Genomic DNA, 18,697 nt, shown 5'->3' with positions numbered 1-18,697 from the left:
CCCCGGAGGTGCGGGAACGGCCGCTTTCCGGGCGGCGGGCGAAAAGGTGTACATACCAAACATCGCAGGCCGGAGAAAGCCGGAAAGGGAAAGATCCTGGAAAAGGGCGACGCCGGGCGGTTACGGGGGCAAACCACCCGGCGTCGCTTCATCGGCGTTCCGACGGGGGCCCGGAACGCCGGCACTAGCGCTCTGACGGGGGACCAGAGCGCTTGGCTAAACTGTACACCTCCAACCCATGGGTTGCGTCAAGACTTTGTCACGACCCGATCTCGCGTCGATGCCGTGGTATCTCGTTTTGGTTAGGCGAGGTCAAGTCCATGCGTGGTGGGGGCTCGTGACCTCTCTGATTGGCCCCAAGAACGGCAACGTATGGCAAAAGAACCGCCCCGGCGACGAAGAGGGCCTTGACAGGCCAGGGGGAAGGTACCGCGACGGCCAGGATGAGGCAGACGATCCGGATGCCCATCTTGATGAGATAACTGATCTCACGCTTGCGGATGTCCTTGGACAGCGACGGCTGCGCGTCCGTCACCTGGTGAACGACCGGGCGGTCTTTTCTGAACCTGCGCCATGGATTCACGTTTTCCACGGTAGACCCCGGAGTGAGCGGGGGGACGTTCGCGGGGGGGTTACGATCACGCGGACAGGCACAGGCAGGAGGACGTGATGTCGGATCGCACCTATCGGGTGACCGAGATAGTCGGCACCTCGGAGGAGAGCGTCGACCAGGCCATCCGCAACGGCGTCCGGCGGGCCGCCCGGACGCTGCGGCACCTGGACTGGTTCGAGGTGACCGAGGTACGCGGCCACATCGTGGACGGCGAGGTGGCCCACTTCCAGGTCGGCATGAAAGTGGGCTTCCGCCTCGAGGACGCCGAATAGCGCCGAACAGCGCAGAACAGCGCCGGACAGAGCGGCAGGGCGGGCGGGCTCAGCTCGCCTGGCTGACCGTCGACATGTTGAAGTCGGGCACGCGGACCGGCGGCATGACGGCGCGGTTGAACCAGTCGCCCCACTCGCGGGGCAGCGTGGGCAGGCTCGCGCCGACCTCGGTCAGCCGGCCGAGCAGGTCCACCGGCGACTCGTTGAACCGGAAGTTGTTGACCTCGCCGACGACCTCGCCGTTCTCGACCAGATACACCCCGTCCCTGGTCAGCCCGGTCAGCAGCAGCGACTGCGGGTCGACCTCCCGGATGTACCACAGGCAGGTCAGCAGCAGTCCCCGCTCGGTCGAGGCGACCATCTCCTCCAGTGAGCGGCCGCCCGCCGGGCCCTCCATCACCAGGTTGTCGATCTGCGGGGTCGCGGCCAGGCCGGTCAGCTCCGCCGAGTGCCGGGTCTGCACCAGGTTGGCCAGCGTGCCGTCGCTGATCCACTCGGTGCGGCCGAGGGGCAGGCCGTTGTCGAAGACCGACTGCTCGCGTCCGGAGGAGTGCGCGACGACGAACGGCGTGCACGCGATCCCGGCGTGGGCCGGGTCGCTGTACAGCGAGATCGGGTGCGGCGACAGCCGCTCGCCGACCCGCGTGCCGCCGCCCGGCCGGGAGAACACCGTCCGCCCGTCGGCGGCGTCGCGCGCCCCGGACGACCAGTACAGGTAGATCATCAGGTCGGAGACCGCCGTCGGCGGCAGGATCGTCTCGTAACGACCCGGCTCCAGGTCGATCCGCCGCTTGGCCCAGTCGAGCCGCCGGGTGAGCGTGGCGTCGAGCGCGGCCACGTCCACGTCGGCGAAATCGCGGGTCGCGACGCCCGTCCAGGCCGAGCGCGCCAGGTCCGCCGACTTGGCGTTCAGCTCCAGCCGGCCGGTCGGCTGGTCGTGGCGGAGCCGCAGGCCGGTGGACGAGCCGACGAAGGTGGAGGTCACGATGTGCTCGGCGAAGCCGTAAAGCCGGCGTCCCGAGGCGTCGGCGGCGGCGAACGCCTCCCCGAGCGCGGGGGCGAACTCGCCGAAGACGTCGATGGACGTCGGCTCCACCGGCCGGTCCCAGCCCGCCGCCTCCGTGCCCGCCTCGTCCGTGCCCACCCGGTCCATGTCCACGAGGGGCCGCGCGTCCTCCGACGGGCGGGCCTCGCGGGCGGCGCGGTCGGCCGCCGCCACCACGTCGGCGAGCTGCCCGTCCCGTACGGCGGAGCGCGACACCACCCCGACCCCCGCGCCAACCACGGAGATCACGGTGAGCCGCGAGGACCGGGCGACGCCGTTGGTCGTCAGCGTGTTGCCGGCGAATCGGAGGTTGGCGGTCGAGCCCTCGTCCACGATGACGACGCAGCCGTCGGCCTCGCTCAGCGCGAGCGCCCGCTCCACCGTCTCCTGCGGTGTGATGACCCCGTCGCTCACCCCGTCGCTTGAATGGTCGCTCACTTTCCACCCTCCTGGACGGTGTTGAGGATCCGTACGCCGCGGAACAGCGCCGCCGGGGCGCCGTGGCTGACCGGCGCGACCTGGCCCGGCTGGCCCTTGCCGCAGTTGAAGGCGCCGCCGAGCACGTACGTCCCGGGGCCGCCCACGGCCTCCATGGAACGCCAGAAGTCCGTGGTGGTCGCCTGGTAGGCCACGTCGCGGAGCTGCCCGGCCAGCCGGCCGTTCTCGATGCGGTAGAACCTTTGTCCAGTAAATTGAAAATTGTACCGTTGCATGTCGATCGACCAGCTCTTGTCGCCCAGGATGTAGACGCCGCGCTCCACCCGGGAGATCAGCTCCTCGCTGGACGGGCCGTCGGGGGCCGGCTGGAGCGACACGTTCGCCATCCGCTGGATCGGCACGTGCCCGGGGGAGTCGGCGAAGGCGCAGCCGTTCGACCTGCCGAGGCCCTTCAGCAGCGCCATCCGGCGGTCGAGCTGGTAGCCCACCAGCGTGCCCTCCCGGACGATGTCGAACGACTGGCCCGCGACGCCCTCGTCGTCCCAGCCGACCGTGGCGAGGCCGTGCTCGACCGTGCGGTCGCCCGTCACGTTCATCACGGGCGAGCCGTAGTGCAGGCTGCCGAGCTGGTCGAACGTGGCGAACGAGGTGCCGGCGTAGGCCGCCTCGTAGCCGAGCGCCCGGTCGAGCTCGGTCGCGTGCCCGATCGACTCGTGGATGGTCAGCCACAGGTTGGAGGGGTCGACGACCAGGTCGTACCGCCCGGCCTCCACCGAGGGCGCCTTGAGCTTCTCGTCCAGCAGGTCGGGCAGCTCGGCCAGCTCGGCGGGGAAGTCCCAGCCAGCGCCGGTGAGGTACTCGTACCCCCGGCCGACCGGCGGCGCGAGCGTGCGCATGTCGTCGAACCGGTCGCCGTCGGTCTTCATCGCCGTCACCACGGGATGCAGCCGCACGCGCTGCTGGGTGGTCACCGTGCCCGCCGAGTCGGCGTAGAACTTCTGCTCCTTGACCTGCATGAGCGAGGCGGAGACGTGGTCGGCCCGGCCGAGCGGGCCGGACGACCACTCCGCCAGCAGCGCCGCCTTCTCCGCCAGCGGCACGTCGAACGGGTCGACGTCGTAGGCCGACACCCAGGTCACGTCGTCGTAAACCGGCTCGGGGGCGAGCCCGACCGGCTCGCGGTTGATCGGCGCGCTGACGGCCGCCACCCGCACGGCCTCCTCGGCGGCGCGCGCCGCCGCCTCCGGGGTCAGCTCGATGCCGGACGCGAAGCCCCAGGTGCCGTCCTTGATCACCCGTACGGCGAAGCCGAGGTCGTCGGCGTCGGAGGACCCCTCCAGGCGGGCGTCGAACAGGCGCAGCGTCTCGGCGCGCACCCGTTCGAGGCGGAAGGAGGCGTGCTCGGCGCCCAGGTCACGGGCGCGCTGCAGGGCCGCGTCCGCCAGCCGCCGCAGTGGCAGGGCGAGGAAGTCCGGGTCGATCTGGCGCATGTCCACGATCCTAGCCCTGTGATCTTGTGTCCTGCGGACAAGCGGTTACCGTCGGGTAGCCGATACGGTCGGTTGCATGGCTCGCTCTGTTCTCGTCACCGGTGGAAACCGCGGTATCGGCCTCGCGATCGCCCGTGAGCTCTCCGCCGCGGGAGACGCCGTCGCCGTCACCTACCGTTCCGGAGAGCCCCCGGAGGGCCTGTTCGGGGTCCGCTGCGACGTGACGAGTGCCGCCGACGTCGACGCCGCCTTCGAGAAGACCGAGGCCGAGCACGGCCCGGTCGAGGTGGTCGTCGCCAACGCCGGAATCACCAAGGACACCCTGCTGCCGATGATGAAGGAGGAGACCTTCACCGACGTCATCGACACGAACCTGACCGGCGCCTACCGCGTCGCCAAGCGGGCCGTGCGGCCCATGCTGCGGATGCGGCGCGGGCGCGTCATCCTGATCTCCTCCGTCGTCGGCCTGTCCGGTTCGGCCGGCCAGACGAACTACGCCGCCTCCAAGGCCGGGCTGGTCGGCTTCGGCCGCTCGCTCGCCCGCGAGCTCGGCTCGCGCGGCATCACGGTCAACGTCGTCGCGCCCGGGTTCGTGGAGACCGACATGACCGCGGTGCTCGACGAGGCGCAGCAGGAGCAGATCCGCAAGAGCATCCCGCTCGGACGGCAGGCGCACGCGGAGGAGATCGCGCGGGTCGTCAGGTTCCTGGCGAGCGACGACGCCTCCTACATCACCGGGGCGGTCATCCCCGTCGACGGCGGCCTCGGCATGGGCCACTGAGCCACCGGGCCACTGCGTCACCGGGCCACTGAGCACTAACTGAGCGGAGCAGGACATGGGTTTGCTGGACGGTAAGCGACTGCTGGTCACGGGAGTCCTCACCGACTCGTCGATCGCCTTCAACGTCGCCAGGCTGGCCCAGGAGGAGGGCGCGCGGGTCGTGCTGACCGGCTTCGGCCGCCTCAGCCTGGTCGAGCGCATCGCCAAGCGGCTGCCCGAGCCGCCGCCGGTGATCGAGCTCGACGTGCAGGACACCGACCACCTCGACACGCTCGCCGACCGCGTCGGCGAGCACCTCGACGGGCTGGACGGGGTCGTCCACTCCATCGGCTTCGCCCCGCAGTCCTGCCTGGGCGGCAACTTCCTCAACACCTCGTGGGAGGACGTCGCAACGGCGTTCCACGTCTCGACGTTCTCGTTCAAGTCGCTCGCCGTCGCCTGCCTGCCGCTGATGAAGGAGGGCGGCGCGGTCGTCGGCCTGGACTTCGACGCGACCAAGGCGTGGCCGGTCTACGACTGGATGGGCGTCGCCAAGGCCGGTCTGGAGTCGTGCTCCCGCTACCTGGCGCGCGACCTGGCCAGGCACGGTATCCGGGTCAACCTCGTGGCCGCCGGCCCGCTCCGCACGATGGCCGCCAAGAGTATCCCCGGGTTCCAGGAGTTCGAGGAATCCTGGCCGGAGCGCGCGCCGCTCGGCTGGGACCTGACCGACACCGCCCCCGCCGCCAAGGCGTGCGTCGCGCTGCTGTCCGACTGGTTCCCCGCCACCACCGGCGAGATCGTCCACGTCGACGGCGGCGTCCACGCGATGGGCGTCTGACGGCGAACGGCGCGCTCAGGCGAGCCGGTGGCGGCCCGACCGTTCGGGCAGCCGCAGGCCGCCCTCGAACGGGATCGACTCCTGCGTTTCCTGCTGCCCGGCGCGGGCCCGCCGCGCCGAGACGACCCGGGTGGCGAGCACCGCCGACAGCAGCAGCGCCGCCGTGAGGGCCGTCCCCACGGCGTCGTACGGCCGCTGGTCCCGCAGGGGCGCGCCGGTGACCCTGCCGGGCAGCCACGGCATCTCGGGCATCTTCTGCCCGGGCCACAGGAGAGGGATCAGGCCGTCCGCGTCCGGGTCCACGACGGTTCGGGAGGGCGCGATCGGCGTCCGGCCGCGCTCGACGGCCGGTCCCGGCCGGTACGGCTCCGTCGGGAGGGCGACCTCGGGGGCGTGCGAGGCCTTCGGCCGCGCCGGGCGGCCGGCGGTCCCGGCAGGGGAGCGGTTCCGGCCGTTCTCGTCCCCGGCGCCCGTCTCGCCGCCGTCCGCGCAGCGCTCGCCGGCCACCAGGGGCAGGCAGGTGTCCTGGATCGTCTGGTTCAGCCCGTCGGTGAGATCCTGCACGGGAGCGGGGACGCCCCCGGGCGAGGAGCCTCCCGAGCGGCCTCCGGTCACGTCGCCGACGACACCGCCGCCCGCCGAGCCCACCGAGCCCACCGCGTCAGACGCCGCGCCGGCCGCACCACCCGCCGCGCCGGTGGTCGCCTTCACGGTGTCCTTCACCGTGTTCTTCACGGTGTCGTCCACCGTCTTGCCGACGTCGTTCACGGCCGTGCCGGCGGCGCCGGTGACCGTCTGAACGGTGTCGTCCACGGCCTTGGTGATCGGCTTCGTCGCCCCTCCGGTGGCCTTGTCCGCGACGTCGGTGACGCCGTCCGCCACGCGGCTCACGCCGTCCACCAGTTGGCAGACGCCGCCGGTGAGGCCCGAGACGAGCCCGCCGCCGGTGGTGCAGTCGGCCCATGCCGGGGACGCGGCGAGGGGGAGCCCGCCGCCGAGGGCGATCGCGAGAGCCCCGGCGGAGATGGCGGAGGCCTTGCGTGCGGTGCCCATGTGTCCCCTTCCGCGATCGTCTGGTCCGTCTCCCGACATACCCGCCACTCTTCGCCAGAGCGCGGGGTTATGCAGTAGAAAGTTGCAGTTCGGTATCGATGCGTGATACGTGAAGGCGATTCTCGTTCGGCCCGCGGCAGGTCAGGGGCCGGAGACGTCCGACACGTCGTCCAGAGCCTCCCTGATCTCCCACGGCAGGGTCAGCTCCTCGGCCTGCAACACGCCGAGGAGCTGTGCGTGGGTGCGGGCGCCGACGACGGCCGACGACACGCCCGGGCGGTCGCGCACCCAGGCGAGCGCCACGGCGAGCGGCGACACGCCGAGCCCCTCGGCCGCCGTGGTCACCGACTCCACGATCCGGCGGCACCGCTCGTCGAGATAGGGCCGTACGAACTCGGCGAAGTGCGGGGTGGCGGCGCGCGAGTCGGCGGGGATCCCGGTGCGGTACTTCCCGGTGAGCACGCCGCGTCCCAGCGGCGACCAGGCGAGCAGCCCGGCGCCCACGTGCGCCGCGGCGGGGATCAGCTCCTCCTCGGGCTCCCTGGCGAGCAGGGAGTACTCCGCCTGCGCCGCGACGAGGGGGGCGCGCGTCTCGCCGCACCGCTGCCAGGTCGCGGCGGCGGCGAGCTGCCAGCCCGTGTAGTCGCACACCCCGGCGTAGGCCGTGCGGCCGGTGGAAACGGCGAAGTCGACGGCCGCGAGCGTCTCGTCGAGCGGCACCCGGTCGTCGAACGCGTGGAGCTGCCAGAGGTCGACCTCCTCCAGCCCGAGCCGGGCCAGGGACGCGTCGAGGGCGCGGATGAGGTGACGGCGGGAGGCGTCCCGCTCGCCGCCGGGCATGAGGACCGCCTTGGTCGCGATCACCAGCTCCGAGCGCGGCACCACGTCGCGGATGAGCCGGCCGATCAGGCGCTCCGCGTCGCCCCCGCCATACACGTCCGCGGTGTCGATCAGCGTGCCACCGGCCTCGGCGAACGCGGTGAGCTGGGCGGTCGCCTCCTCGGCGGAGGTGTCGCGGGCCCAGGTCATCGTGCCGAGCCCGATCCGGGACACTGAGAGCCCGCTGCGCCCGACAAGTCGCTGGTCCATTGTGCGGACAGACTAGCCGATAGGCTGTCCGGACCATGGACGTACTACAGGCCATCGTGCTGGGAGTCGTGCAGGGTCTCACCGAGTTCCTGCCCATCTCCAGCTCCGCCCACCTGCTGATCGTGCCCAAGCTGGCCGGCTGGGGCGACCCGGGCGCCGCCTTCACCGCGGTGATCCAGCTCGGCACCATGCTGGCCGTTCTGCTCTACTTCTGGCGCGACATCGTCCGGATCTCCTGGACCTGGCTGCGCAGCCTGTGGACGCCGGAACTCCGGGGCGACCTCGACGCCCGCATGGGGTGGTACATCGGGCTCGGCACGATCCCGATCGGCGTGGCCGGCCTGCTGTTCAAGGACGCGATCGAGGGCCCGGCCCGCAACCTGTGGCTCAACGCCACCATGCTGATCGCGTTCGGCCTGCTGCTGCTCGCGGCCGAGCAGTTCGGCAGGAAGAAGAAGGAGGTCGCCGACCTCACCATGCGGGACGGCCTGATCGTGGGGCTGTGGCAGATGGCGCCGCTGATCCCGGGCGCCTCCCGCTCGGGCTCCACGATGACCGGCGCGATGTTCCTCGGCTACACGCGCGAGGCGGCGGCCCGCTACTCCTTCCTGCTGTCCATCCCGGCCGTGGTGCTGTCGGGCCTGTTCGAGCTGCGCGACGTCGGCGACGGCGGCGGCCCGCCGCTCGTGCCGACCCTGATCGCGACCGTCGTCTCTTTCGTGGTCGGGTACGCCTCGATCGCCTGGCTGCTGCGTTACGTGGCGCGGCACTCCACGATCGTCTTCGTCGTCTACCGCGTCTTCGCCGGAACGTTCCTCCTCACCCTCCTCTACCTCGGGGTGCTCCAGTCATGACGACCGTCCTTCTCGTACGGCACGGCCTGACCGACCTGACCGGCCCGGTGCTGGCGGGCTGGACACCCGGCGTCCACCTGGACGAGCGCGGCCGGGAGCAGGCGCGCGCGGTGGCCGAGCGGCTCGCGCCGCTGGAGCTGGACGCGATCGTGTCGAGCCCGCTGGACCGGTGCCGGGAGACCGCCGCCGCCATCGCCCAGGGCCGCCCGGTCACCGTGCGGACCGACGACAGGTTCGGCGAGTGCGGCTACGGCGACTGGACCGGCAGGCCGCTGAAGGAGCTCGCCGAGGAGCCGCTGTGGCAGATCGTGCAGGCCCATCCCAGCGCGGCGGTCTTCCCCGGCGGTGAGGCCATGGCGGAGGTGCAGAGCCGGGCCGTGCGGGCCGTGCGGGACTGGAACGAGCGGCTCGGCGAGAAGGCCACCTATCTCGTCTGCAGTCACGGGGACGTCATCAAGGCGATCGTGGCCGACGCGCTGGGGCTGCATCTGGACCAGTTCCAGCGCGTCACGGCCGACCCCGCCTCCGTCACCGTGATCCGCTACACGCCGCTACGCCCCTTCCTGCTGAGGGCCAACGACGTGGGCGGGGGAGTGGCCAACCTGGTGCCCCCACCCGAGGTTCCGTCGCGGGACGACGGGGGAGAAACCATCACCGGAAGCGACGCCGCCGTCGGCGGCGGAGCAGGGAACACATAAGGTCGGGCTATGCCGGTCTTCGATTACGATCCGCCTGACAGGTTCGTGGCCGGTGCCGTTGGGCAACCGGGCGCACGAGCCTTCTTCCTGCAGGCGCGCGGCCACGGCAGGGTCACCACCGTGGCGCTCGAGAAGTTCCAGGTCGCCGTGCTGGCCGACCGTCTCGACGAGCTGCTCGACGAGGTGCTGCGGCGCAGCGGCGGGCGTGCGCAGGTCCCGGCCGTCGCCCCCGCCGATCTGACCGACGAGGGGCCGCTGGAGCTGCCGCTCGACGAGGATTTCCGGGTGGGGACGATGGCGCTCGCCTGGGACCCGGAGACCTCCCAGGTGGTCATCGAGGCGCAGGAGGCGGGCGAGGGCGACGAGGGCGACGAGGAGGACGAGCCGCCGGCCGACGACCGGCCCGAGCCCGCCGTCCTCAGGGTGCGGATCAGCGCCGCCGCCGCCCGCGCGTTCAGCCGCAGGGCCCTGGAGGTGGTGGCCGCGGGCCGCCCTCCGTGCCCGTTGTGCGGCCGGCCCCTCGACCCGGAGGGCCACATCTGCGTACGGCTCAACGGCCACCATCCCGGAGGGCTGTCCGCGTGAGAGGCAGGTCCTTGTGAGAGGCGGGGCCGCACGCGCGGCGGGCGAGGATCCGGATGACGGCTGAGGACGAGGCGAGCATCGGCGGCGTGGACAGAGCGGGACCTGGCGCGGGATCTGAAGGCGCGGGATACGAAGGCGCGGGGCTGGACGACGCGGCGGCGATGCGCCTGCTGCGGGAGGGCACCTTGGAAGTGGCCGGGCGACTCGTCGAGGCCACGAACATGACGCTCTACTGCTCCGTCGCCACCGGCGAGCACGCGGCGGCGTGCGTGTACAAGCCGGTGCGGGGCGAGCGGCCCCTGTGGGACTTCCCCGACGGCACGCTCGCGGCCCGGGAGGTGGCCGCCTACGAGGTGGCGGCCGCCACCGGCTGGCGGATCGTGCCGCCGACGGTCCTCCGGGACGGCCCCTTCGGCCCGGGCATGGTGCAGCTGTGGATCGACGCCGATCCCGACGCCGACCTGATGACCCTGATGCGCAGCCGCAACCCCGCCCTGCGCCGCATGGCCGTCTTCGACGCGGTGGTGAACAACGCCGACCGCAAGGGCGGTCACTTACTGCCGCTGCCGGACGGCCACGTGTACGGCGTCGACCACGGCGTGTGCTTCTCGGTGGACGACAAGCTGCGCACCGTGCTGTGGCAGTGGCGGGGCAGCAGGCTGCCGCGCGAGGCGGTCAACGTGCTGGAGCGGCTGGAGCGCGAGATCGAGCGGGGCCGTCTCGGGCGGCGGCTGCGCGAGCTGCTCACCCAGGCCGAGGTGGAGGCGACCTGGGAGCGGGTCAAGAGACTGCTGGCCACCGGCGTCCACCCGCAGCCCTCCGACGACTGGCCCGCCATGCCGTGGCCGCCGATCTGATGGTCCGCCCGGAGCTTGCGCAGAACGTACGTATTGTGCACTCTGCAGGGGTCTCTACCGTTCTTGGAGGGAACACGCAGTGTGTACGGTCATCGTGAGTGTCGACCCGGAGGCCGGCGCACCGGTGCTCCTGGTGGGCGTGCGTGACGAGTTCGTCACGCGGCCGTGGATGTCACCCGACCGGCACTGGCCCGACCATCCCGGGCTGATCGGGGGCCGTGACCTGGAGGCGGGCGGCACCTGGCTGGCCGCCGGCCCGGCGGAGCGGCGCGTGGCCGCCCTGCTCAACGGGGAGGGCACGGCGGCCTCCGCGGCCGGCCGGCGGTCCCGCGGTGAGCTGCCGCTGCTGGCCGCGGAGGCGGGGGAGCTGCCGCCGGTCGACCTGTTCCGCTACGACCCCTTCCACCTCGTCCTCGGCGGTCTCGACGGCGTACGGCTGTGGAGCTGGGACGGCGAACGGCTCGCCGAGGAGAAGCTGCCCGGGGGCGTCCACATGATCGTGAACACGGGCTGGGACCGGTCCGATCGCGACCCGCGAACCGCCTGGTTCCGGCCCCGGTTCGCCCGCGCCGCCCGGCCGGAGTGGACCGCCGGCGGCTCCACGGAGCGTTTCTGGGGGGAGTGGCTGGACCCGGCCTCCGGCGCCGGAGTAGGCGGCACGGCGGGTGGCACGGCGGGGAGCGCGGCGGGGAGCGCGGCGGGCGGTGCGGTGGCCTGGGACGACCCCCGGGCCCTGCTCGTGCGGCGGCGCCTTCCGGACGGGCGGATCTTCGCGAGCCTGTCGGTGACGCTGGTCGCCCTGGCGCCGGAGGGGCTGCGCTACGACTTCTGCCCCCAGCCGGACGACCCCTCCACCTGGCACGAGATCGACACGTCCCGGGGCAGACCGCCCGGCCGGCGCCGTCGGGCGCGCGGATAGGCTGCACACCATGCGATCGTGGTCTGCTCCGAATGTCCCCAAGCTGCCTGGTCCGGGCCTTCCGCTCCGTTTGTATGACACCGCCGCCCGAGAGGTGCGGGAGACGGCCCCCACGGGAGAGGCCCGGATGTACGTCTGCGGCATCACGCCGTACGACGCCACGCATCTTGGGCACGCCAACACCTACCTCGCCTTCGACCTCGTGAACCGGGCCTGGCGGGACGCGGGCCACGACGTGCACTACACGCAGAACGCCACCGACGTGGACGACCCGCTGCTGGAGCGGGCGGCGGCGACCGGCACCGACTGGCGCTCACTCGGCGAGCGGGAGATCGAGCTGTTCCGCTCCGACATGGAGGCGCTGCGCATCCTGCCGCCCCGTGAGTACGTGGGAGTCACCGAGACGATCGACGAGATCACCGCGGTGATCGGCCGGCTGACCGAGCGCGGCGCGACCTACGACATCGACGGCGACGTCTACTTCTCCGTCACGGCGGCGCCGAAGTTCGGCGCGGTCTCGGGATACTCCGAGGAGACGATGCTCGCGTTGTTCGCGGAGCGTGGGGGAGACCCCGGCAGGGAGGGCAAGCGCCACCCGCTCGACTGGCTGCTGTGGCGGGCCGAGCGGCCGGGCGAGCCCTCCTGGGACTCGCCGTTCGGCCGGGGCAGGCCGGGCTGGCACGTCGAGTGCACGGCCATCGCCCTGCGCAACCTCGGCACCGGGTTCGACGTCGCCGGCGGCGGCTCCGACCTGATCTTCCCCCACCACGAGATGGGCGCCTGCGAGGGCCATGTGGCCACCGGCGAGTGGCCGTTCGCCCGGGCGTACGTGCACGCCGGCATGGTCGGCCTCGACGGCGAGAAGATGTCGAAGTCCAAGGGCAACCTCGTGTTCGTCTCCCGGCTGCGGCCGGCGACCGACCCCATGGCCGTGCGGCTCGCCCTGCTGGCGCATCACTACCGCACCGATTGGGAGTGGACGGCCGGCCAGCTCCCCGAGGCGGAGGCCCGGCTGGCGCGGTGGCGCGCGGCGGTGGCGCGTCCGGCGGGGCCCGCGGGCGACGCCGTGCTCGCCGCGGTTCGCGAGCGGGTCGCGGACGACCTCGACACGCCCGGCGCGATCGCCGCGATCGACGCCTGGGCGGCCGGGGAGGGCGACGACGCCTCCTCGCCCGCGCTGGTCCGCGACGTCGCCGACGCGCTGCTCGGCGTCGCCCTCTGACCGCTCTCTGATCACCCTTGGACCACCCTCATCCCCTCGGCCGGTTATCCCATCGGCAGGCGCGGGGCCGCCCAGGGGAACACGACGTACCACAGCGCGGCCACCGCGGCTCCGGCCAGCAGCACGGTGATCGTCAGCCGGAGCGGGGTGCCGCCGGGCAGCCGCCTCCACAGGAACCTGTACATGGGAGATCCCCCTACCGATCCCGGCGTTCCTCGCGGCGGACGAGCTCGCTCCGCACGATCAGGCGCCGTGCCGCGGAGAACTTGGGATCACACGTGGTCATGGTCATCAGCGCCCGCGTGGGCCGTCGCGCCGGATGCCCCGGAACGGGATCGACGACGTCCAGGTCGCCGGGGTCCACGACCTCCTTGCCCCGCACCCGGTAGGTGTAGCGGGCGTCCGGCGCGTCCACCACGACGTCGTCGCCGGGCCGCAGTTCGTCGATCCGGTTGAACGGCGCGGCGTAGGTGGTGCGGTGCCCCGAGAGCACGAAGTTGCCCACCTGACCGGGCAGGGCGGTGCCGGGGTAGTGACCGGGACCCTTGCGCAGCTCGTCGGGGCCGACGCCCTCGACGACGGCGAACCGGTAGCCGGCGCCCAGGCGCGGGATGCGCAGCAGCGCCAGGGCGTCGCCGATCCCGGCCCCGCCCGGGGAGCCGTGCCCCTCGTGCCGCAGGAAGACCTCCCCCAGCCGCCGCTGCAGGACGCGCTGCTCCCGTTCGGTCTCCGCGCCGGTGCCCCAGAGCAGGTACGCGTAGAACAGCAGCAGGACCAGCCCGGCGGGCAGGCACAGCTCGCCGACCACCCGGACGGTCGCCGTCACGGCTCCGCCGTCATCTCCGCGCACGGACCGAGTCACGGACCGAGTATCGCCTTCCGGTGCCGATCGGCGGCCGTCGCGCGGGGGGCGTTGGCGAAATCTTTGGCACCCGCGGTGACGGCGCGGGAGCGGTGAGTGGCTCGCGGTCAACGTACCGAGAACCCTGGCCGATCGTTCGGTAAGTGCCGTGCGCCGCGATCGAGCCGATCTTCGCCGCCGCTTATAACAGTCGCCGGGCAGATGCTCATTTATGTGAACGCCGTTATCGGGAGTCCAAAGTGGCGCGAAAAAACACCCTACCCATTCTTCTGGCGGTGACGGTCGCGGGTGGCCTGACGCTCGGGATCCCCGCGGCCGCGGCCGCGCGGACCGTCATGTCACCGGTCGCCCCGGCGGAGGACGAGCCGGGCCTCTCGCCGGAGCCCGTCACCCTGGAGAACGCCGAGGAGCCGGGCGAGGACGTGGACGTGAGCCCGGTCATGCAGGAGAACGAGCCGGGGACGGCCGAGCAGCGGCCCGTCTGCACGGGCAACACGTGTAACAACAACAACGGCGGGATCTGGAACCAGAACGTCGGCGGCTGGAGCTATCCGCTGGCCTACACCTACAACGACACCAAGTCCGGCAACGCGCAGCCCATCGCCGCGGGCACGGGCACGGGCACGGGCACGGGTCTGGGCACGGGTCTGGGCACGGGCCCGGGGGTCACCGGCATCGGCCCGGCCATCGGCCCGGGCGCCGGTGCGGGCGCCGGTGCGCCCGGAGGCGAGGTCGCGCCACTGCAGAACGCGACGCAGAGCGCGGAGCAGTGGCCGGAGGCTCCGGTGGGAGCCGGCAAGGCCTCGGACGTCGAGGGAGAGCCGGAGGAGCTTCCCGGGAAGGAGGCCACCGGCGAGGAGGGAGTCCCGGAGAAGGAGGGCCGGGAGACGGCCGAGGAGGAGTTCCCCGAGAAGGACACCACCGACGAGGAGGAGACCGACGAGGACAAGGCGGACGAGGACGAGGCGGACGAGGCGCCGGCCGGCCTGGCGCCCGAGGAGATGGCCGGTCCCGCGCCGGTCGCCGCGGCCGGCCCGGCCGGCGGCGCCCGGCTGCCGTTCACGGGCGCCCCGGTGGGTCTGGCCGCCGCCGGTGCGGGCCTGCTGGCCGTCGCGCTCGGCAGCACCCTCGTCGCCGCGCGGCGGCGGCGCTCCACCGATGCCGGGTAGCACCGGCGCGGTAGTCCGGTGACACACGGTGATCTGGTGACACGCGGTGATCCGGTGACACACGGCAGAACCCGCAGGCTGGCCGTCGCCGGCCTGCCGACGCTGGCCCTCGGCCTCACGCTGGCCGGGGGCTGGGCGGTCCATCTCGGGCTCGGCGTGCGCGACCACCTGGACGCGGCGCGGGCCGCGCTGCTCCGGGCGCGGCCGGGCGACCTCGACCCGGGAAACCTGGGTCCGGACAGCCCGGCCGCCGCGGCGCTCGCCGAAGCCCTGGGGCACGCGGCCGAGGCGCGGCGGCTGAGCGGCGGCGCCTACTGGGCGATGCTCACGCACCTGCCCGTGGTGGGCGACGGCGCCGCCACGGCCCGGGGCCTCGCCGCGTCGGTCGCGGACATCACCGGCGCGCTGGTCCGGGTGGAGCGCTCGGCCGCGCCCCTCCTCACGGCGGGCGCCCGGGCACCGGGAGACATGCGGCGGGCGATCGACGCCTTCGACGCGATGGCGCCGGTTCTGCGCGACGCCACGGCCCGGGTGGAGGCGGCGAGGGCGCTCATGGCGCGCACTCCGGCGTCGACCGGGCTGGCCGCGCTGGACGGCGCGCGCGGCGCCGTGCTGCGCGAGGCGGCCCGGCTGCGCGGCTTCCTGAGCCGGGGGGCGGAGGCCGCCGCGCTCCTGCCGCCCATGCTCGGCCGGGACGGCCCCCGTCGCTACTTCCTGGCCTTCGAGACGAACGCCGAGGCCCGCGGCACCGGCGGGCTCGTCGGCGCGATCGGCGTCCTCACCGCCGACCACGGCAGCCTGTCGGTGACGCGGCTGTCGGCCGACAACGGCCTCGCGAGCAGCCCCGAGCCCGTCGCCGACCTCGGCCCGCGGTTCGTCTCGCGGTACGGGCGCGGACCCACCACCATGCTGTCGGTCTCCAACCTCTCCCCGCACTTCCCGTACGCCGCGACGACCTGGACGGGGCTGTGGCGGCGCCAGACCGGCCAGACGCTCGACGGCGCCGTGGCGACCGACCCCGTCGGTCTGTCCTATCTCCTGGACGTGACCGGGCCGGTGCGGCTGCCCGGCGGCGAGACGGTGACGGCGGGCGGCGTGGTCGACCTGACGGAGCGGGCGGCGTACGCCCGCTATCCCGACCCCCGCGAGCGCAAGAAGTACCTGATCGGCATCGCGGGCGCGGTCAGCGAGGCGCTGACCCGCCGGTTGAGCGATCCCGTCCGGCTGCTGCCGGCCCTCTCCCGCATGGTGGGCGAGCAGCGGCTGCGGGTCTGGAGCCGGGCCGCCGGCGAGCAGCGCCGTCTCGCGGAGACGCCGCTCGGCGGTGTGCTGCCGGAACGGCCGGGGCCTTACGCCGGGCTGGTGGTCAACAATTCGGCCGGCACCAAACTGGACTACTACCTGGACCGCTCGCTCACCTATGCCCTCGGCCCGTGCCGCCCGGACGGCACGCGCGCCTCCACGGTGCGGATCCGGCTGACCAACGACGTGCCGCGCGGGACTCTCCCGGCGTACGTCACCGGCCGCCTCGACACCCCGCGGCGTCCGCGCGCCGCCGGCTCCAACCTGCTGTGGGTGTCGCTGTACGGCGCGACGGGGGCCAGGGCGGCGGCGGTCCGGCTCGACGGCCGGCCGGTCCCGTTCTATTCGGAGACCGAGCGGTCGCATCCCGTGTTCTCCAAGGTGCTGGAGTTCGCGCCGGGCCAGTCGCGGACGCTGGAGTTCGACCTGCTCGAACCGTACGCGCGGGCGGCTCCCGTGGTCCCCGTGCAGCCGCTGGTCCGCCCGCAGCGCACGGCGGTGACCGCCGACGACAGGGGCTGCTCGTCCTGACAGACCGTGAGGCGGACCGGACGGGAACCGTAAAGGCCCGGCGCGCCCCCGGCGGCGGCGCGCCGGGCGCGGGTTAGCGTCCCGCCCATGGAGCGTACGTACGCGAGCGGCGTGCCGGACGATCCGGGCCGGTTCCGCATCCTGTTCGTGTGCACGGGCAACATCTGCAGATCGGCCATGGCCGAGCGGCTCGCCCTGGCGGCCCTCGGGCCCGGTTCGCCGATCCTGGTGGGCAGCGCGGGAACCCGCGCGGCCGAGGGGCAACCGATGAGCGAGCGGGCGCGCGTGGAGCTGCTGCGGCTCGGCGGGGATCCGTCGGGTTTCGCCGCGCGGCCGCTCACCGCCGAGGCGGTGGCCGGAGCCGATCTCGTGCTGGGGGCCACGCGTGAGCACCGTGCCGCGGCGGTGGCCCTGTGTCCCGTCGCGGCACGGCACGCGTTCACGATCGCCGAGTTCGGGGCGCTGGCCCGCGCGGTCCCCACCGGCCGGGTGCCGGAGGACGGCGACCCGGCCGCCCGGGCCCGGGTGCTGCTGGAGGAGGTGAGGGCGCTGCGCGGGCTGGTCCGGGTGGACCGGCCCGACATCGCCGACCCCTACGGAGGTTCCCGCAGGGCCTACCGCGAGGCGGCCCGCGTCATCGCGGACTCGCTCGCCGTCCTGCCGCGCCCGCTCGGACCCGTGCCGGCGCCCTGAACCCGCGGCGAGCCGGCACGGGGCCGCTCACATGTGCGCCGGAGCGGCGTCCGGCAGCGTCTCCTGGGCCGCCTGTGGTGCGTAGGCGTACCCATAGCGGTCGTCCTGCTTGACCGGGACGAAGTTCAGGACCGTTCCGACGAGCCGGGCGCCGACCGACGACAGCATCTCCTCCGCGCGCAGCACGTGCTCGCGCCGCGTCCTGCCGTGCCGTACGACGAGCAGGGCGCCGTCGCAGACCGCCGAGAGGGCGGCGGCGTCGGTGACGGGCAGCAGCGGCGGCGCGTCGATGACGACCATGTCGTACTCCTCGCGGAGCCGGCCCAGCAGCGTGCCCATGCCCCGGGAGCCGAGCAGTTCGCTGGGATTCGGCGGGATCCTGCCGCTGGGCAGCACGGACAGGCCCGGCCGGCCCCACGTCTGGATGACGTCCTCCAGCCGGGCCTGCTGGATGAGCACGTCGCTGAGGCCGGTGCCCGCCTCGATGCCCAGGTAACCGCCGAGGCGCGGCCGGCGGAGGTCGCCGTCGACGAGGAGCACGCGCCATCCCGCCTCGGCCATGGTGATCGCGAGGTTCGCGGCGGTGGAGGACTTGCCCTCCTCCGGCAGGCAGCTGGTCACCACCAGCGACCTCACTTCCCGGTCCACTCCTTTGAACTGCAGGTTCGTCCGGAGGGAGCGAAAGGACTCCGATCGCGACGACCGGCCGGTGTCCCGGACGATCAGGGGGTGGTCCCGCGCGTCCCGTTCGAGGGCGACGGTCCCGAGGACGGTGCCTCCGGTGGCCTGCTGCAACGCCTCCTTGGTCTTGATCGTGGTGTCCAGCCGGTCGCGCAGGACCAGGCTGCCGATGCCGATGAACAGCGCGATCAGCGCGCCGAGCGCGACGTTGACCGGCGGGTTGGGCGAGACCGGCGCCGTCGGGGTCTCGGCCGGGTCGATCACGGTGATCCGGAGCACGGGGTGGTCCCCCGCCGCGGGCCCGCTGATCTGGTTGATCACTTTCGTGAACGCGGCGCCCAGGGCGTTGGCCGCCCGGGCCGCCCGCGCCGGGTCGGTGTCGGTGACGCTCGCGCGGAGCATGGAGGTGCTGGGCACGACCTCGGCGACGATGTTCCCCTGGAGCGCCTCGGGGTCCCCGTCCGCGGCCTGTCTCACCACCCTGCGGCTGGTCAGCAGGGTCGCGTACGACTGCACCCGCTGTGCGGACAGCGCCCCGGCCTGGAGGGCGGCGGAGATGTCGTCGTCCGTCTCGTCGGCGGTCAGCAGCATGGTCATCGTCGCGACGTACTTGGGCGGGGTGCGCGCGGTGACGGCGAGGGCGGCGCCCACCCCGATGCCCAGCGCGAGCAGGAGCACCAGCCAGTTCCTGCGGACGAGCCGGGCGTAGTAGAGAGAGTCCAT

General features: G+C 73.1%; 20 protein-coding genes. 12 read left to right on the top strand and 8 right to left on the bottom strand.

Annotated elements, in window-relative coordinates:
- Nucleotides 1-259: 259 nt before the first annotated feature.
- Nucleotides 260-583: a DUF3099 domain-containing protein gene (locus OG344_RS27955; RefSeq protein WP_327046238.1), complete on the bottom strand. Its 324-nt coding sequence runs from the start codon at nt 581-583 to the stop codon at nt 260-262.
- An 86-nt stretch (nt 584-669) separates the two neighbouring features.
- Between OG344_RS27955 and OG344_RS27950 the strand changes: the two genes are divergently transcribed.
- On the top strand, nt 670-885 hold the full coding sequence (locus OG344_RS27950) for a dodecin (protein WP_117409424.1): 216 nt from the start codon (nt 670-672) through the stop codon (nt 883-885).
- Between the two features lie 49 nt (nt 886-934).
- Here the strand turns inward: OG344_RS27950 and OG344_RS27945 are convergent, their stop codons facing one another.
- Both OG344_RS27945 and OG344_RS27940 read right to left on the bottom strand, forming a co-directional pair.
- Entirely contained in the window at nt 935-2,368 is a 1,434-nt protein-coding gene (locus OG344_RS27945; RefSeq protein ID WP_405085643.1) for a metallopeptidase TldD-related protein, read from the bottom strand.
- Nucleotides 2,365-3,858, bottom strand: a complete 1,494-nt coding sequence (locus OG344_RS27940; RefSeq protein WP_405085642.1) for a TldD/PmbA family protein — start codon at nt 3,856-3,858, stop codon at nt 2,365-2,367. The genes OG344_RS27945 and OG344_RS27940 overlap by 4 nt, the downstream gene beginning before the upstream one ends.
- Before the next feature lie 76 nt (nt 3,859-3,934).
- Here OG344_RS27940 and OG344_RS27935 point away from each other — a divergent pair, with 76 nt between their 5' ends.
- Together OG344_RS27935 and fabI are read left to right on the top strand one after the other, a co-directional pair.
- Complete coding sequence (locus OG344_RS27935; protein WP_405085641.1) at nt 3,935-4,639, top strand: beta-ketoacyl-ACP reductase; 705 nt, start codon at nt 3,935-3,937, stop codon at nt 4,637-4,639.
- A gap of 55 nt (nt 4,640-4,694) precedes the next feature.
- The gene (gene fabI, locus OG344_RS27930; protein ID WP_327046234.1) at nt 4,695-5,459 is read left to right on the top strand and encodes an enoyl-ACP reductase FabI; all 765 of its coding nucleotides are present in this window, start codon (nt 4,695-4,697) and stop codon (nt 5,457-5,459) included.
- 15 nt (nt 5,460-5,474) lie between these two features.
- On the opposite strand, the gene OG344_RS27925 is transcribed toward fabI, so the two are convergent.
- Both OG344_RS27925 and OG344_RS27920 read right to left on the bottom strand, forming a co-directional pair.
- Complete coding sequence (locus tag OG344_RS27925) at nt 5,475-6,512, bottom strand: hypothetical protein (RefSeq protein ID WP_405085640.1); 1,038 nt, start codon at nt 6,510-6,512, stop codon at nt 5,475-5,477.
- Nucleotides 6,513-6,653: 141 nt separating this feature from the next.
- The gene (locus OG344_RS27920) at nt 6,654-7,601 is read right to left on the bottom strand and encodes an aldo/keto reductase (RefSeq protein WP_405085639.1); all 948 of its coding nucleotides are present in this window, start codon (nt 7,599-7,601) and stop codon (nt 6,654-6,656) included.
- Nucleotides 7,602-7,636: 35 nt separating this feature from the next.
- Between OG344_RS27920 and OG344_RS27915 the strand changes: the two genes are divergently transcribed.
- The 6 genes from OG344_RS27915 (at nt 7,637) to mshC (ending at nt 12,736) form a co-directional block, all read left to right on the top strand.
- On the top strand, nt 7,637-8,455 hold the full coding sequence (locus OG344_RS27915; protein ID WP_327046225.1) for an undecaprenyl-diphosphate phosphatase: 819 nt from the start codon (nt 7,637-7,639) through the stop codon (nt 8,453-8,455).
- Nucleotides 8,452-9,153 (top strand): histidine phosphatase family protein, encoded by a 702-nt coding sequence (locus OG344_RS27910; RefSeq protein ID WP_405085638.1) that lies wholly within the window; start codon nt 8,452-8,454, stop codon nt 9,151-9,153. Before OG344_RS27915 ends, OG344_RS27910 begins: the two co-directional genes overlap by 4 nt.
- A 9-nt stretch (nt 9,154-9,162) precedes the next feature.
- The gene (locus OG344_RS27905) at nt 9,163-9,738 is read left to right on the top strand and encodes a DUF3090 domain-containing protein (RefSeq protein ID WP_405085637.1); all 576 of its coding nucleotides are present in this window, start codon (nt 9,163-9,165) and stop codon (nt 9,736-9,738) included.
- A gap of 53 nt (nt 9,739-9,791) precedes the next feature.
- On the top strand, nt 9,792-10,595 hold the full coding sequence (locus OG344_RS27900) for an SCO1664 family protein (RefSeq protein ID WP_405085636.1): 804 nt from the start codon (nt 9,792-9,794) through the stop codon (nt 10,593-10,595).
- A 94-nt stretch (nt 10,596-10,689) separates the two neighbouring features.
- Complete coding sequence (locus OG344_RS27895) at nt 10,690-11,514, top strand: NRDE family protein (RefSeq protein ID WP_405085635.1); 825 nt, start codon at nt 10,690-10,692, stop codon at nt 11,512-11,514.
- Between the two features lie 10 nt (nt 11,515-11,524).
- Nucleotides 11,525-12,736 carry a cysteine--1-D-myo-inosityl 2-amino-2-deoxy-alpha-D-glucopyranoside ligase gene (mshC, locus tag OG344_RS27890; RefSeq protein WP_327046221.1) on the top strand — a complete coding sequence of 404 codons (1,212 nt, stop codon included), beginning with the start codon at nt 11,525-11,527 and terminating at the stop codon, nt 12,734-12,736.
- Nucleotides 12,737-12,780: 44 nt separating this feature from the next.
- Here the strand turns inward: mshC and OG344_RS27885 are convergent, their stop codons facing one another.
- Together OG344_RS27885 and OG344_RS27880 are read right to left on the bottom strand one after the other, a co-directional pair.
- Nucleotides 12,781-12,921 carry a hypothetical protein gene (locus OG344_RS27885; protein ID WP_327046220.1) on the bottom strand — a complete coding sequence of 47 codons (141 nt, stop codon included), beginning with the start codon at nt 12,919-12,921 and terminating at the stop codon, nt 12,781-12,783.
- Between the two features lie 11 nt (nt 12,922-12,932).
- Nucleotides 12,933-13,598, bottom strand: coding sequence for a class E sortase (locus OG344_RS27880; RefSeq protein ID WP_327046219.1), 666 nt, complete (start codon nt 13,596-13,598; stop codon nt 12,933-12,935).
- Between the two features lie 275 nt (nt 13,599-13,873).
- Here OG344_RS27880 and OG344_RS27875 point away from each other — a divergent pair, with 275 nt between their 5' ends.
- From OG344_RS27875 to OG344_RS27865, 3 genes are all read left to right on the top strand, one after another.
- Nucleotides 13,874-14,767, top strand: coding sequence for a hypothetical protein (locus OG344_RS27875; protein ID WP_405085634.1), 894 nt, complete (start codon nt 13,874-13,876; stop codon nt 14,765-14,767).
- Between the two features lie 54 nt (nt 14,768-14,821).
- On the top strand, nt 14,822-16,600 hold the full coding sequence (locus tag OG344_RS27870) for a DUF4012 domain-containing protein (protein WP_405085633.1): 1,779 nt from the start codon (nt 14,822-14,824) through the stop codon (nt 16,598-16,600).
- Between the two features lie 87 nt (nt 16,601-16,687).
- On the top strand, nt 16,688-17,293 hold the full coding sequence (locus OG344_RS27865; protein ID WP_405085632.1) for a hypothetical protein: 606 nt from the start codon (nt 16,688-16,690) through the stop codon (nt 17,291-17,293).
- Nucleotides 17,294-17,320: 27 nt separating this feature from the next.
- Here the strand turns inward: OG344_RS27865 and OG344_RS27860 are convergent, their stop codons facing one another.
- Complete coding sequence (locus tag OG344_RS27860; protein WP_405085631.1) at nt 17,321-18,697, bottom strand: polysaccharide biosynthesis tyrosine autokinase; 1,377 nt, start codon at nt 18,695-18,697, stop codon at nt 17,321-17,323.

It is taken from the genome of Microbispora sp. NBC_01389 (genome assembly GCF_045040095.1).
Taxonomy (GTDB): domain Bacteria; phylum Actinomycetota; class Actinomycetes; order Streptosporangiales; family Streptosporangiaceae; genus Microbispora.
This window is presented reverse-complemented; position numbering and strand designations above follow the sequence as displayed.